General features: G+C 53.6%; 10 protein-coding genes. 6 read left to right on the forward strand and 4 right to left on the reverse strand.

Features of this window, described 5'->3' with window-relative positions; genetic code table 11:
* Positions 1–245 precede the first annotated feature (245 nt).
* The 5 genes from EL361_RS04120 to EL361_RS04140 all read left to right on the forward strand — a co-directional run bounded on the left by EL361_RS04120 (position 246) and on the right by EL361_RS04140 (position 7,316).
* A complete protein-coding gene (locus tag EL361_RS04120; protein WP_126376895.1) occupies positions 246–2,165 on the forward strand; it encodes an adenylate/guanylate cyclase domain-containing protein in 1,920 nt (639 codons plus the stop codon).
* A gap of 26 nt (positions 2,166–2,191) precedes the next feature.
* A complete protein-coding gene (locus EL361_RS04125) occupies positions 2,192–2,599 on the forward strand; it encodes a bacteriohemerythrin (RefSeq protein ID WP_126376897.1) in 408 nt (135 codons plus the stop codon).
* Between the two features lie 341 nt (positions 2,600–2,940).
* The gene (locus EL361_RS04130; protein ID WP_126376899.1) at positions 2,941–4,359 is read left to right on the forward strand and encodes a calcium-binding protein; all 1,419 of its coding nucleotides are present in this window, start codon (positions 2,941–2,943) and stop codon (positions 4,357–4,359) included.
* 215 nt (positions 4,360–4,574) lie between these two features.
* Positions 4,575–6,083 carry an MBOAT family O-acyltransferase gene (locus EL361_RS04135; protein ID WP_197723451.1) on the forward strand — a complete coding sequence of 503 codons (1,509 nt, stop codon included), beginning with the start codon at positions 4,575–4,577 and terminating at the stop codon, positions 6,081–6,083.
* A gap of 9 nt (positions 6,084–6,092) precedes the next feature.
* Positions 6,093–7,316, forward strand: a complete 1,224-nt coding sequence (locus tag EL361_RS04140) for a hypothetical protein (protein ID WP_126376901.1) — start codon at positions 6,093–6,095, stop codon at positions 7,314–7,316.
* 211 nt (positions 7,317–7,527) lie between these two features.
* Here EL361_RS04140 and EL361_RS04145 read toward each other — a convergent pair whose 3' ends face one another.
* From EL361_RS04145 to EL361_RS04160, 4 genes are read right to left on the reverse strand one after another with little or no spacing between them, the layout of a single operon-like run.
* A complete protein-coding gene (locus EL361_RS04145; RefSeq protein ID WP_126376903.1) occupies positions 7,528–8,142 on the reverse strand; it encodes a PqiC family protein in 615 nt (204 codons plus the stop codon).
* A complete protein-coding gene (locus EL361_RS04150; RefSeq protein WP_126376905.1) occupies positions 8,142–9,761 on the reverse strand; it encodes a PqiB family protein in 1,620 nt (539 codons plus the stop codon). Before EL361_RS04150 ends, EL361_RS04145 begins: the two co-directional genes overlap by 1 nt.
* Positions 9,762–9,767: 6 nt before the next feature.
* Positions 9,768–10,394 carry a paraquat-inducible protein A gene (locus tag EL361_RS04155; protein ID WP_197723452.1) on the reverse strand — a complete coding sequence of 209 codons (627 nt, stop codon included), beginning with the start codon at positions 10,392–10,394 and terminating at the stop codon, positions 9,768–9,770.
* Positions 10,394–10,996, reverse strand: coding sequence for a paraquat-inducible protein A (locus EL361_RS04160; RefSeq protein ID WP_126376907.1), 603 nt, complete (start codon positions 10,994–10,996; stop codon positions 10,394–10,396). The genes EL361_RS04155 and EL361_RS04160 overlap by 1 nt, the downstream gene beginning before the upstream one ends.
* A gap of 592 nt (positions 10,997–11,588) precedes the next feature.
* Here EL361_RS04160 and EL361_RS04165 point away from each other — a divergent pair.
* A complete protein-coding gene (locus EL361_RS04165; RefSeq protein WP_126376909.1) occupies positions 11,589–14,810 on the forward strand; it encodes a transporter substrate-binding domain-containing protein in 3,222 nt (1,073 codons plus the stop codon).
* The last annotated feature ends 103 nt before the right edge of the window (positions 14,811–14,913 follow it).

A 14,913-nucleotide genomic window follows, 5' to 3' on the forward strand; every position in this document is an offset into this window, starting at 1 on the left:
TGGTTTCTGATAACACCGGATGAGTCTTTTTCTGCTTGAGCTTCTCGTGGACTATCGAGGAACGTTTTTAGTTGTTAGGCGAGGGGGAAAATTTTCTGGCATTGGTGGTAATTGTTTTTATAATGATTGATATTGTCAAACGACCTGAATTAAGAGATATTTAGTGTGCTTTGCAATGTATTATAAGTCCTGAAATCATCATCTTTTGAGAGGGGGGCCAGGCTGTCTGTCTGGTCAGAGTGTGTATGAAAGGATCCCAGTTCAGGCAGGTCGTCATCGTTGTGGTGCCCTTGTTGGTACTACTCGCCTTAGGACTTTTCTTTTTATACTCGGTCAATGGTCAGCATTCGCAAGCCATTATTTCTGAGCGCTCCAAAAGTAATGTGTGTGTCGCGAAGCAGATGTTGCGCATGGAGCTGGCATCGGTTGTTTCTGACCTCCAGTTTTTGGCTGGAGTTCATGAAGCCGAGGCGGTCATGACTGGGGAGTTATTAAAAAGTGAATACCAGAGTCTGGTACTTTTTACGGACAAGAAGAAGGTATACGACCAGATTCGCTATCTGGATATCACAGGTATGGAGGTTTTTCGCATCAACTATAATGCCGGTAATCCGTCTGTAGTTTCTGCAAATAAACTTCAGTTCAAGGGCTCCAAATATTATGTCGCAGAGGGCATGAAGCTCTTGAACGGTGACATCTATATTTCCCCATTTGATTTGAATATGGAAAGGGGTGCCATAGAGCTTCCCCACAAACCCATGATTCGTTTTGTTACCCCGGTTTTTGACAATAGCAATACGCGGCGGGGGTTGGTTGTTCTCAACTTCCTCGGGAAACGGCTGTTGGATGTGATCAGTGAAGTTTCAAGCAGTGACGTCGACCGTGTGATGCTTTTGAATGAGCAGGGCTACTGGCTCAAGGGGCTGGATGAGGCCGACGAATGGGGCTTCATGTTTAAGGATCGGTTGGACAGGACTTTCCAGTCCCGGAATCCCGAGGCCTGGCAGCAAATTTCCTCCAACGAGAACGGCCAGTTCATGAGCGATGCGGGGCTGTATACCTTCGACACCATTCATCTGGCGGATGTTATTGTCGGCAGTAAGGGGCAGAAACTGGAACATGAGGCTGACAGTTGGAAGATTGTTTCGCTGGTTCCGGACGATGTATTTAATGCAAACCAACGGCAGTATGCGAGTCGCCTGGCCATGGTTGGCGGTCCCGGGGCGTTTTTCCTGATTGCCCTCTCGATGCTGATGGCGCATTTTTGCCAGAAAAGTCGGCGGGCCGAGCTTTCCATTATCAAGAATAACGCGTCGTTTGCCCGCTTTGTCCCGCAGGAATTTTTGCGCTTGGTGGGCAAGGGAAGTTTGCACGATGTGGAATTATCTACCAGTGTGCAGCGTGAAGTGGCCGTGCTTTTTTCGGACATCCGTTCGTATACGACGCTGTCTGAAGGGATGACGTCTGAGGAAGTGTTCAGCTTCCTGAACGATTATTTTGTATTTGTCTCCAAGCCCGTGAGAGCCAACGAAGGCTTCATTGATATTTTTATCGGCGATGCGCTGATGGCGCTTTTCCCTCGATCTCCCGAAGACGCACTGCGCTCTGCCGTGAGCATGCGTTATGATTTGCGGGAATTCAATGACAGTCGGCGTAAAACCGGTATGCCCCCTGTGCACTGTGGGTATGGATTGCACTTTGGCGAGGTTACTTTGGGTACCCTTGGTACTCAGGAGCGTATGCAGACAACGGCTATTGGTGATACGGTCAATCTGGCGTCTCGCATCGAGTCCGTGACCAAGACGTTCAAGGTGGAGATTGTTGTCTCGGACAGTGTCTACGCTCGCCTGCCTGATCCCAGTGAGTTTCTGCTGCGTGAGATTGATACCGTACGCGTTAAGGGCAAGCACGAGCCTGTGACCCTGTATGAATGCTTTGATGCGGATCCCGAGGATATTGCCAAAGGTAAGGTTGCAACAATGCCCCTGTTGGCAGAAGCCATAGGGCATTACAAGGCCGGTGAATTCGATTTGGCTTTGGATAAATTTACAGCCTGTGCCGAAGCCTGCCCGACGGATAGCATCCCGCCAATTTATCTGAAACGGTGCAACACCATGAAGCGTATTCCCCCCGGTGAGGGATGGACAGGAGTGAGTACGTTATAATCGAGTGTAAAGAGGGGGACATGTAGATGGCATTTATCGAATGGACCGATAAGAATAAGGTCAACATCGAGGAAGTGGACGACCAGCATAGGCAGCTCTTTGCAATACTTAACCGGCTGCATAGCTCAGTGGTTGAGGGGAAAGAGCAGGGGGAGTTGTTTTCAATTCTTGATGAGCTGATCGAGTACACGGTTTATCATTTTCAAACCGAAGAGAAGCTATATATTGAACATGCTTTTCCCGGATATGAAGATCACAAATTCGAGCATGACAAGTTGACGGGAACCGCCGTGGAGCTGCAGACCAAGCTACGCAACGGGAGCGCGACATTATCCTTTGAATTGCTGGATTTCCTGCATGATTGGCTTATGGATCATACGCTGGGATTGGATCAGGAAATGGGGCCTTTCATGAATGAACGGGGTGTATTTTAAGCCTTTTGGTTGGCGAGCAGTTGTGTACTCTCCGACTTAGTGACTTCCGGTGTCTGTTTTGCAGAGACCCGAGGCTTCTTTACTCTGGATCCGGGAACCGGGTGCGGCGTACTGAGGAGATGAGCCTCATTTGATCTGCTGTTTTTGTAAAGGGCTCATGATAAGATAAAGGGGTGCGGTGCCTGGGGGGCGCCGCTTTTTTTATGCCGTTGGTTCTGCTTGGGCTACCAGCTGAAGTAGTTGGTGTTAAATATTTATAAAACTTCATAAGTTATTGAAACTTATTTATACCTTGAGTCGTCTTGTAGATATAACCAGCACGCATTTACGAGGGGATTTGCATGTACACCATCGAAGCCAGACTGTACCAGAAGATCATGAACGACCAGGCCGCCCAGACCGAGCTGCTTGATGCGGGAAATGATCAGGAGCGCATGGAAGTGATCGTACGTCAGGGGAAGAACCATGGCCTGCACGTGACACCGGATTCCGTTCATACTTTTTTAAAGGATAAAATGAATACTGAACTTTCTGACGATCAATTGGACATGGTTGTCGGTGGCAAGGGAGAGCCCGCCAGTCCAAATGATGTAATTCATGGCAATCAATTTTTGGATCTCTTCGGGTTTACGCTCGATGACAATTTCGATGGTGGAGAGGGGAATGATTACATCTCCGGTGGCTGGGGCAACGATACCCTGGCTGGCGGAACTGGGAATGATACCCTCTACGGGGGCACGGGCGACGATGTCATGCGCGGTGGTGAAGGCCACGATTACATGAATGGAGGCCAAGGCAACGACAGCATGACCGGGGGGCAGGGCAACGACACGATGGTTGGTGGCGATGGTCATGATGAGATGTATGGCGGTACCGGTAACGACAATATGGCTGGAGATTCCGGCAACGATACCATGTACGGTGGTGCCAATTCCGATACCATGGACGGTGGCTCCGGCAATGACATCATGTATGGCGGCAGTGGCAACGACTCCATGGAAGGCGGCTTGGGCGATGACTTGTTGCGTGGCGAGGAAGGTGACGACACTCTGCGGGGGGGCTACGGCCAAGATACGCTTTACGGTGGTGCTGGCAACGATCTGCTGTCTGGTGGGCTGGGGAGCAATAATCTGTACGGCGGTGAAGGTAACGATACCCTGCTTGGTGGTACGGCAAGTACTTACATGGACGGCGGCACAGGTAATGACCTGTTGGTGGGGCATACGGGCAGTGATGGTATGTATGGGGGCGACGGCCACGATACCATGTATGGTGGCGCGGGTAATGACGGAATGCTTGGCGAAGCAGGCAATGACTACATGAGGGGCGACTCCGGAAATGACAACATGCATGGTGGATCAGGCAACGACACCATGTTTGGCGGCACTGGTGATGATCTTCTGTCCGGTGGCGAAGGCAACGACGTCCTTCATGGTGGCGCTGGAACCGACACCCTGTACGGCGGAGCCGGTAACGACACCCTCTGGGCCGATAGCGGAGGGGGGGATGATGTCCTGATTGGCGGCAGCGGAGCTGACGTCTTTGTCATCGGCGAATCCGACGGAAACGTCACCATTGCAGATTTTAACCCGGAAGAGGACAAGCTCGGCCTGACCAACGTTCCGGCCAATGGGCTGGTGGACATGGACGTGACAAACGAAAACGGTAATACCATCATCAAGTATGGCGATACCACCGTGACTCTGGAAGGGGTCACTCTGAGCGGCTACCAGGTCTGGGACATCCTCGACACCAAGTAGGCCTTTGGTGCCCGTGTGATGATTGCCGGGGCGATGTGTCTTTTTAAGGGTTTCAGCTTGAGGTTGGAGCCCTTTTGTTTTGGGACGTACAGGGAGTTCAAATGATTCTGTTGTCTGTCATGCTCCTCCAGTGACGAAGGTGGAGGATTACCCCTCCGGCATTGACGCCCCGTGCTTGCAGGCGATAGAGTCCGCCCGTCCTTGATCCGAGGCGCGTGATTCTGGCGACCCGGCCCGTAACCGACGAATTCCAGAGAGATCGACCAAGACGCACCATGCTGTTCAATTCCTATATCTTCATCTTTTTGTTTCTGCCCATCACCTTTGCCGTATATTTCCTGCTCGGTGGCAATCGGCATGCGCAGACCGCCAAGGCATGGCTCGTGGTTGCCTCGCTGTTCTTTTACGGTTGGTGGAATCCGTCCTACCTCGGACTCATCCTCGGTTCCCTGCTCTTCAACTTCACGGCAGGATCGATCCTGACGCGGGGCAGGGGGGTGGCTGGCCTTTCCTGCAAGGCGTTCATGCTTGTGGCCGTGGCTGCGAACATCGCTTTGCTAGGCTATTTCAAGTATACGGACTTTCTCATCGCCAACAGCAATCAACTGCTGGGCACGAGCATTCCGCTCCAGAACATCGTGCTGCCCCTGGCACTGAGCTTTTTCACCTTCCAGCAGATCGCTTACATTGTGGACAGCCACCGTGGGTTGACACGGGAATACGATTTCTTGAACTACGCCCTGTTCGTGACTTTCTTTCCGCAACTCATTGCCGGGCCCATCGTTCACCATTCCGAAATGATGCCTCAGTTCTCCAAAGCACGGAACATGGTGCTGAGTCAGCGCAACATCGCCGCCGGGTTGTTTCTGTTCGCTATCGGTCTGTTCAAAAAGACCGTCCTTGCCGACACGTTTGGCGTGTGGAGCACCTTTGGGTTTGACGAGTTGCAGGTGCTTTCGTTCTTCCGCGCCTGGGGCACTTCGCTCAGCTATACCATGCAGCTCTATTTCGACTTCAGCGGCTATGTGGACATGGCTACCGGAGCGGCGCTGCTGTTCAATATTCGCCTGCCCATGAACTTCAACAGCCCCTACCGGGCTCTGGATATTCAGGACTTCTGGCGGCGTTGGCACATCACGCTTTCACGGTTTCTGCGTGATTACATTTACATTCCACTGGGTGGCAATAGAAAGGGCTCCTTGCGCGTGGCCGCGAATATCATGACGACCTTCCTTATTGGCGGATTGTGGCATGGCGCGGGCTGGACCTTCGTGTTCTGGGGTGGGCTGCATGGCGCAGCGCTCATTGTGCACCGTTTGTGGAAGATGACGGGCCAAACGCTGCCGCGCTGGGCGGCATGGTTCGTCACCTTCCACTTCGTCAATGTGGCGTGGGTTTTTTTCCGGGCCACCACATGGGACGATGCGATGAAAGTGCTTTCGGGCATGTGTGGATTCAACGGGGTGACGGTTTATCGTTCATTGTACCGAGTGGCTGAGGTGCTGCCCTTCGTAACCAATTCAGGTGAACCCTTGGTGGTGCTGGGGCAATTCTGGGTGGCTGCCATTGGGGCCATCACCCTCATCGCCTGGCGGGACAGTCTTGAACTGCGGCGCAGCTTCCGGCCCAACAGGCGTTATACGACCCTGACCAGCGTATGCGCCGTGTCGGCGCTGCTGACCATGCAGACCGCCGTCAGCGAATTTCTGTACTTCAACTTCTAGGGCCTGGCCATGTGGAAACGATATAACCGCAACGTCCTGATCGCCATTGCCGCCTTGTTTTTGCTGGTGGCCGCTGTAAATGTGATCGTTGATCCGTTGTGGGCCTTTGGCACGCCTCGCATTGCGAAAGTGAATGCGAACAAACCGATTTTTTCGCGCTTTGTTCGCTTGGGCAAGGCACATATTATCAGTCGTCTGAAGCCGCAGGCTGTTGTACTGGGCAGCTCGCGTACGGAACTGAGCATTGGCCCCGGGCATCCGCATCATGCGGGGAAAGACTGGTATAATCTGGCCCTGAGTGGGGCCTGCCTGTACGAGATGAGGCGCTATCTGGACCACGCCATTGCTCAGGGCAGATTGCAGGAAGCTCTGGTGGGGCTTGATTTCTACATGTTTGATACGAATCTTGTGCCCAAGCCGGGGTTTGACGAGTCCATCCTCGCACCCAATGTCAAACCATGGGACCGTGTGGCCCTTGCCTTTTCGTCGTCCCTGTTCAAGATCAGCGCTGAGTCTGTCGGCAAGCAATGGCGCGATTCGCTGTATGATCCCGTGAGCGGGCATGACTTCGGCAAGTTTGAAAGCCTTGTGGGAGACGGGGGGCAGTATGCAGCCTTCACTCGCGTATTGTCTCGCATTGTGAACAAGGTCGTTCCGGCTCAGGCTGGAGCCGAACCCGTGCGCAAGTCGGAGACCTGGGATCAATATGAAGCCATGCTTGTAACGGCTCATGCCAATGATCTTCGACTGACCCTGTTTCTGTCTCCGGTTCATGCCTGGTTGTGGCAGCCGTATAAGGAGCGTGGGCAGTGGGGCAAGATCGAGGACTGGAAGCGTGGCCTTGTGCGCCTGAACGAGGCTGTGGCCCGACGCATGGGGCGCAGCCCGTTTCCGCTTTGGGATTTCAGTGGCTACAATATTATCACCACCGAGCGTGTTCCCGATGCTGGCGACATGGCGGCGCAAATGCACTGGTACTATGAGGCCTCGCACTGTCGTAGCATTTTGGGCGACCTGATGCAGGACCGAATATACGCTGTGAATAATCCGCTGTTGCCTGACGATTTTGGCATTCGCCTGACCTCGGAGAGCATCGAGGCGCATCTGTCATGCGTCCGTGTGGATCAGCAGCACTGGGAACAGACTCACCCCCGTGCCGTGGCCGCTATCCGCACGTTGATTTCAGAGCGGTCAGCAGAGCTTGCAGTCAGAAGGAACGACGACTCGAACTGAGATCCCGCGTTGGTGAATGTGTCTTTCCTTCCATGCAGAAGGGCGAAATGAAAAGGGTTCAGCAAACAAGCTGAACCCTTTTTGTTGTCATTGGCGCAGAGGTGCGGCTCAAACCCCCATGCGAACTATGAATCCGAGATTCGATGTGTTTTTTGAGTCAAATCTCGTCTCAATCGCGATGGTATACCGGGCGAGCCTGTGGAGGCGTTTGTTATTGCCCTGTAGCGCGTAATGTGTCGATTTCCGTTGCGATCATGTTTGCGAGTTTTTCCAAAGCCCGGTTATGGGCCGCGACGAGGTCGGCGTAGCTTGCTCCGGTGGATTGCTCGTGGATCTCCGTTTTACGGACGACTGCTGCACGACGTTGCCCGCTTGGGGTCACGCCCCAGGTGGCTTCCAGCGTGACGACTCCTCCCAATTCGCCGTCCAGGCGCATGATGTCAATGGGAACGCGATAGTCGGGAGCAATGAAGTTGGTCCAGGGATAGGCGACTACGTGATCCGAGCCAAGTTGCCGGGTGATATTCTGAGTCAGTGTCCCGAGAACGGTGCTTTCCAGTGTTCCGGCCCAGCGGTGGAATTCGTCGATATGCAGTTCGCCCTGCGCGGTGCGTGTCACGATGTTCGGGCGGTCAATCATACGTGGGATGGTCAGGGGGCCGACGCCTACGGCCAGAGCATTAGCGGGAATTGTCTGCTCCGTATTTCCGGTGACGGGCAAGGAAGAAAGTGTGTAGAAGCTCACGGGAGGCACGGCTCCACGGCAGGCGCCAAGAGCCATCAGAGTCAGCAGCAGCCCCAGGATTTGTAGAGTTCTTGTGCGCATTAGTTGTTCTCCTTGCCGTAAAGCAGCGCGTCGGGCTGCCGTTCGAGATAGTCCGCCAGAACGCGCAGGGACCGGGCCGTGTCGCCGATTTCACGAAGCAGTTTTGCGAGGTCGGTCTTGACCGGAGAATCCGGGGCCATGGTGAGTTCGATTTCCTTGAGTGCTTTGGTGGCCTGTTCAAGGGCTTTTCCGGCCTTGGGCAGCAGGTCCAGTTTATCCACGCGGCCCATAAGCCCGCGCATTTGTCCCAATGTGACTCGGGTGTCATCCAGTGTCATGCGAAGTTCGCTGGTCATGTCACCCAGGGGCAGCCGTTCCAGCTTCTGCATGATGCGCTGGGTGCTTGCCAGCAAGCCTTCCAATGGAGAAGGGACCGACGGCAGTTCGGGGTATTTGCCGCCCAGGGCCAATGTGCCCCTGGGCATGGATGGGTACAGATTGAGATCGACAAAGGTCTTGCCCGTGACCAGGTTGCCGGTCTTGAGCTGGGCGCGCATGCCCATGGCAACCAGGGACGTGATGACTTTGTCGCGTGTATTGTCCTTGCCGAGGATGTCGAAGCGCTCGGGCTCGATTTCGATGATCACGGGGATGCTGGCGGTTTTCATTCTGGGGTTCATTTGCAGCTTGATGTCCACGACGCGGCCGATGCTCATGCCACGGAATTCAACGGGCGCGCCAACGTTCAGTCCGCGTACGGATTCGTTGAAATGCAGCAGATAGCGTTCACGATAGTCGTAGGCGGTCTCGAAGCTCTTTTCCTTGGAGGGATAGAGAGTGAACTCGGCATTGGAGGGGGCTTGTTCACTGGTCTCGCCAGTGTCCAGAGTGTCGAAGGCGATGCCACCAAGGAGCATGGAAACAAAGGATTCGGTCTGTACTCGTACACCTTGGGCGTCCATGGTTACATCCAGGCCCGAAGCGTTCCAGAATCGGGTGTTATTGCGAACCCGTCCGTGGTGTGGAGCCTCAACGAAGATCTTCATCTCGACCATGTCGTTTTCTTTGAGATCAAACCCGACGACTTGGCCGACTTTGACCTTGCGGAAATACACAGGAAGGCCCACATCGATGGAGCCGAGGTTGTCGGTGCGCAGCAGGAAATAGCGCCCTTGGCCCTCGTCGGTGATGATTGGCGGAGTCTTGAGGGCGGTAAATTCCGAAATCAGCTTGCCCTTCTTGGTGGGCTGGACGCTGATGTAGGCCCCTGAGAATAGGGTGGTCAGCCCCGTGACCGAGCTTGGCGTGATCCGTGCCCGAACTACCCAGAACAGCGTTTCTGAGCGCAGGTAGCGTTCCATGCCCTTGATCATGCGGGCCGTGACCACCACATGCTGCAGGTCTTCGCCGAATTCGATGGTTTCCACCAGTCCGACGTCAACATCCTTGAATTTGACTTTTGTTTTGCCGGCAACGAGGCCCTCGGCCGTTTCCATGCGGATGGTGACAAGTGGACCTTCGGCGTCAAAAGCCTTGAATGCCATCCAGGACGCCGCAATTGCCGCCACAAGGGGGATGAGCCAGACGATGGAAAAGCGCCTGCTCTTGCGGATGGTCGGCTCGGGCATGTCCGCAAAGGTATCGTTGGTGTCGGTCATACTCTGAGGGGTCTCGCTCATGGTCTCTTAGTGCTCCTGTTTGTCCCAAATCAGCCGGGGGTCGAAGCTTTTTGCTGCGAACATGGTCAGTACCACGACGGAGGCGAAGAATACGGCACCGGGCTCGGCCTCGATGACGGCCAAGGCCTGGAGGCGCACCAGGGCCACCAGGATGGTTACAACATAAATATCGACCATGGACCAACGGCCCACAGCTTCGGTCAGGCGGTAGAGGCGGGTTCGGTCGAGCCGGCGCCAGCAGGATCCCCGCTGGACCGTGAACACCAGCATGATGAGAATGATGATTTTCAGGATAGGCACCACGACGCTGGCAAAGAAGACGATGGCGGCGAGGGGCCACATGCCCGTAGTCAGCAGGTAGTAGATGCCTGAGAGGATGGTATCACTCCGGACCCCCTGAAAGGTCGTGGTGGTCATGATGGGTAGTGCCATGGCCGGAAAATAGAAGATGACGGCGGCGACCAGATAGGCCCAGGTACGGCCAAGACTGCGGGGCTTTCGCGTATGCAGCGTTGCACCGCAACGGGGGCATTGGGCATGGAATATGCCCTCGGGGGGCTTGCGCATCAGCAGTTGGCAACTGTGGCAACTTGCCAGGCCGACCTCTGCGGCGATGGGCATCTGCATTTCCATCAACGGGCCTCCAGACGCTTCCAGACCTCATTGGGGTCGAGAGAGGAGGATATACCGGCCAGTATCAGGATCAGGAAACCGAAGGCATACAGGGCAAGGCCGACGATGATCTCGGCCGTGGAGGCCAGCTTGACCATGGCCACCAGCACCCCCAGCATGAACACTTCCATCATGGCCCAGGGTTGCAGGGCCAGCACCAGTCGGAAGACCTTGCCCGTGGCGGGAGGCAAAATACCCATGCGTATGGGGATCAGGATGTAGGCCAGGAGTAGCAGCTTCGCTAGTGGAACCAACTCGGTGGTCAGGAACACCAACCCCGCCAACCCCGGCAGGCCTTGATTCCACAACTGTTGCATTCCAGTGAGTAGTGTTGTTTCCTGAAAATTGGCATCAAGGCGCATGGTCAGCATGGGGAAGGCATTGGCGAGAACAAAGAGGATCAGCCCCGCAATAGTCAGGGCCAGAACCTGATCGATGCTGTTGTCCTTGCGCCTGTAAAGCAGGGCGTCACAACGCATGCAACGGGCCGAGCCCCCGTCGGGAATTTCCCGGACGTGGTGCAACAGGTCGCATTCGTGGCAGGCGATGTATCTGCTCTTCACAAGATGTTTCCTCAGTATTTTGCCCTTGCGGGCTGATGGGCGCTACGCAGAACCTTTGGGAGTTGCGAATCTTTACTATAAATCATGAGATATCAAGCAATGTAAAGAGGAAGAGGGTGGTAAAACCGCCTTGAGTGCTTTGGGGGAGCGATGTTTGCGCTGTGTCGGCCCTGTTGACCATGCAAGCCGCCAAGAGTGTATGTTTGGAATTTGTATTCGTGAGAGCGCAGAAGAGTCTTGGGCGCAGGGTATAACTCGCCACCGCCGGGGGGGACTTGGCTAGTGGCTGAGTGGCGAGGGTGATTGCTCATTGAAGGATGAAGGGAGAAAAACTCTGAAATAAAAGTATACTGCCCCCATTATTCTCCCTTGGTTCTCTCCTGCCCTCATTGTTCCTCTACTGTTTCTGCTCGTAATCATGAGGATTCTCGAAAATTTGTGAATTTGATAATATTGCTGTCGTTCTATGATATTTCATTTTTGCAAGGGTATAAAATAAATGATGCTATTTCCTTTTCTATTGCTCTTTGGTACCGGAAAGAGTCGCATTATGACCAACTAACCTATACGCCTGCCTGACGAGGAGTATTCTGTGTTTTTTATCCGTCTCTTTCGCTGTGTGTGTGTTGCTTTTCTGCTGAGTCTACTTCTATCCACTGCTTCTCATGCTCAGGACAAGCTTGTCGTCGCTATAGACAAGACATATTCTCCGTTTTCCATAGTCACTCCAGCGGGTAAGCCCGCAGGGTTGCTTGTGGAAATGTGGCAGCAGTGGTCGAAACAGACCGGTGTCGAGGTGGAGTTTGCCGCCGGGACTTGGGATGAAACGTTAACGATGTTGCAATCCGGTCAGGCGGATGTGCACTCCGGGTTGTTCAAGAATACAGAACGAGCCAAGTGGCTTGATTTTTCGGCTCCCATACACACCATCAATAGCGCTCTCTACCAACGTACGCACTCCATTCCGCTCTCTTTTGAAACACTGAAAGATAAAAAAGTAGGCGCGGTTGCTGGTACTTACCAACTTAGTTACCTGCGCGAAAAGCACCCGAATATCCCCGTTGTCGTCTTTAAGGATCATGAAGCGTTGTTGATCAGCCTTGTCGCCAGTGAAGTGGATGCCATTTTCGAAGAAGTCCCTACAATTTCACAAAGCTTGGCCAAGCTTGGCTGGCAAGGGCTTGTTTCGCGAATATCAGGCAGTGAAATCGCCAACACTGTTCATGCTGCTGTGCTCAAGACCCGTAAGAATGTCATCAAGCTCATCGACGAGGGATTTAACGATCTGAACCAGATGGTTTTGGCCGATATTGATAAACGCTGGATCGTAAATCCCAAAGATCGTTTCTACCATGACGTCGCCGGATACAAGGTTAACCTCACAGACGAAGAGAAGTCCTTTCTGCAGGGAAAAAAAACCATCACGCTGACGTCAACGCCCAACTGGCCACCCTTTGAGATGGCGCAGGCTGATGGTTCTTATGCCGGTATAGCGGCAGACTTCATCAGGGTCGCTGCGGGCAAGCTGGGCTTGGGGATCGAGCCGGTTTTCGACACCAATTGGGGCGCTCACATGAGCAAACTCAAGGCTGGCGAATTGGACGTTGCCCCCGGCTTGAATGAGACGTCCAAGCGTCTTGAAGATTTTGTTTTTACCAAGCCCTATATTGAATACTACTCGGCCATATTCACGACAACAGAACGAGAGGATATCAAGTCACCGGCAGACTTGGCGGGTAAGACAGTGGCCCTTGAAGATGGGTACGCAATCGCCAAGGCGTTACCCGAGGAACATCCAGAAATTAACGTCCTGATCGTAAAATCAACTCAGGACGCCCTCGAGGCTGTCTCAACACGAAAAGCCGATGCCTACATTGGTAATCAAGTGGTGGCATCCTACCTGATCAAGAAGTTCACCCTGCCTAATTTGAAGCTTGTGAGCCTGTGGCGCACGGACCTGCCCGGTCAGCTCCGCTTTGCGGTGGACAAGGACAGGCCCATCCTGCGCGACATCCTGCAAAAAGGACTGGATGCCATCACCAAGGAAGAGCGCGAAGCCATTTTGTCCACTTACCTTGATACCTCCGGTTTCCAGCAAAAAGTCTTTTCACTCACCAAGAAGCAATGGGCCTGGTTGAAGGAGCATCCCAGGCTCAGGATCGGGATAGACCCCCAAAGTGCTCCTTTTGAATTCATCAACGATCAGGGGGAATACCGGGGCGTTTCTTCGGAATATGTTGCCTTCATAGAAGATAAGATCAAGGTGGATATGACGCCGGTCGAGGGCCTGAGTTGGAGTGAGGTTCTGGATTACGCCAAGCAGGGACGGCTGGATGTGATTACGTCCATAGCCCGGACTCCTGCTCGTGAAGAACACATGCTTTTCACTGATCCCTACATAGAATTCCCCATCGTCATATTCTCCCCAAAGCAAGCCCCGCTGATTTCCGGGCTGACTGATGTCATGGGAGGCCGCGTCGCAGTGGTCGAAGGGTATGCGGCCCATGAATATCTCCTTGCCGACTACCCAAAGATGGAGCTGATCACCTTCCCGACCGTCCGTGAGGCCATTGATGCCCTTGCCCTCGGCAATGTGGATTGGTTCGTTAATGATTTGGCCACCGGAAGCTATGCCATCGAGCAGCAGGGAATAACCACGCTCAAGATCGCTGTTTCCACGGATTACTCCATGTCTCTGGCAATGGCCGTGCGAAAGGATTGCCCCGAGTTGGTCACAATCCTCAACAAGGCCATGGCCGTGGTTACGGAAGAACAGGCCGCCGAGTTCAAGGGCAAATGGCTCGCCCTAAAATTTGAGCACGGTTTGGACATGAAGACTGTGCTCAACTGGGCACTTCCCGTTACTGGCGGGGTGATCCTGGTGATTGGTTTGATCGTATTGTGGAATCGTAAGCTGGGCAGCGAAATCAGAGAAAGGAAAAAGGCGCAGACCAAATTGGCCGACACTCTGAGTTCCCTTGATGAGAAAAACACAATGCTGGAGAGCCTTTCCTTGAAATTGGGGAAATATCTCTCGCCCCAGGTGTATGACTCCATATTCGCGGGAGATCGCGATGTGGTCCTTTCCACCGAGCGTAAGAAACTGACGGTGTTCTTTTCCGACATCAAGGACTTTACCCAAACCACAGACGACATGCAGCCTGAAGACTTAACCATGCTGCTGAATTACTATTTTACGGAGATGTCCGCCATTGCGCTGCAGTATGGAGCCACCATAGACAAGTTCATTGGCGACGCCATGCTCATGTTCTTTGGCGATCCTGAGACCAAGGGAGTCAAGGAAGACGCCGAGCTCTGCGTGCGGATGGCCTTTGCCATGCAAAAGCGCATGGCCGAACTGGAGAAGGAATGGCCGAAGATGGGCTATGACAAACCCTTCAGGATGCGGGTTGGGATCAATTCCGGATATTGCAATGTGGGGAACTTCGGCTCTGAAACCAGGATGGATTACACCATCATCGGTGGAGAGGTGAATCTGGCGGCCCGGCTTGAGGGACAGGCTGATCCCGGTGGGGTCCTCATGTCTTCGGAGACATACGTCCTCGTGCAGGACATTGTGAATGTCGAGGAGCGTCCTCCTCTGTCTGTGAAGGGTATACGCAGGGAGATTCGGCCCTATGCCTTGGTCTCGTTGTGCGATGAAAATGAAGGAAGCATCGACCTCAAGCGCACGCTCAAACACCAGGAAAAAGGCTTCACCCTGTCAATTGATGTTGATCTTTTGAGCCGCGAAGAACGCAAATCCATATCGACTCGTCTGACCGAAATTGCCAAGCAATTGGAGGGTGAATAGCAATCTCGCTCCTGCAAGGTTGGTGTGGTTGTATATGCTTTGGCTTTAGGTTTCGTGAGTCGAAGTGTAATGCAACATGCTAAAATGAAAGCACTTGGCTCAA

Source organism: Desulfovibrio ferrophilus, from assembly GCF_003966735.1.
Taxonomy (GTDB): Bacteria; Desulfobacterota; Desulfovibrionia; order Desulfovibrionales; family Desulfovibrionaceae; genus Desulfovibrio_Q; species Desulfovibrio_Q ferrophilus.

What these genes read in the sequence shown, in the direction of transcription:
- EL361_RS04120 (WP_126376895.1), top strand. Translation starts at nt 246, where the DNA reads ATGAAAGGATCCCAGTTCAGGCAGGTCGTCATCGTTGTGGTGCCCTTG.
- EL361_RS04125 (WP_126376897.1), top strand. Translation starts at nt 2,192, where the DNA reads ATGGCATTTATCGAATGGACCGATAAGAATAAGGTCAACATCGAGGAA.
- EL361_RS04130 (WP_126376899.1), top strand. Translation starts at nt 2,941, where the DNA reads ATGTACACCATCGAAGCCAGACTGTACCAGAAGATCATGAACGACCAG.
- EL361_RS04140 (WP_126376901.1), top strand. Translation starts at nt 6,093, where the DNA reads ATGTGGAAACGATATAACCGCAACGTCCTGATCGCCATTGCCGCCTTG.
- EL361_RS04145 (WP_126376903.1), bottom strand. Translation starts at nt 8,142, where the DNA reads ATGCGCACAAGAACTCTACAAATCCTGGGGCTGCTGCTGACTCTGATG.
- EL361_RS04150 (WP_126376905.1), bottom strand. Translation starts at nt 9,761, where the DNA reads ATGAGCGAGACCCCTCAGAGTATGACCGACACCAACGATACCTTTGCG.
- EL361_RS04155 (WP_197723452.1), bottom strand. Translation starts at nt 10,394, where the DNA reads ATGGAAATGCAGATGCCCATCGCCGCAGAGGTCGGCCTGGCAAGTTGC.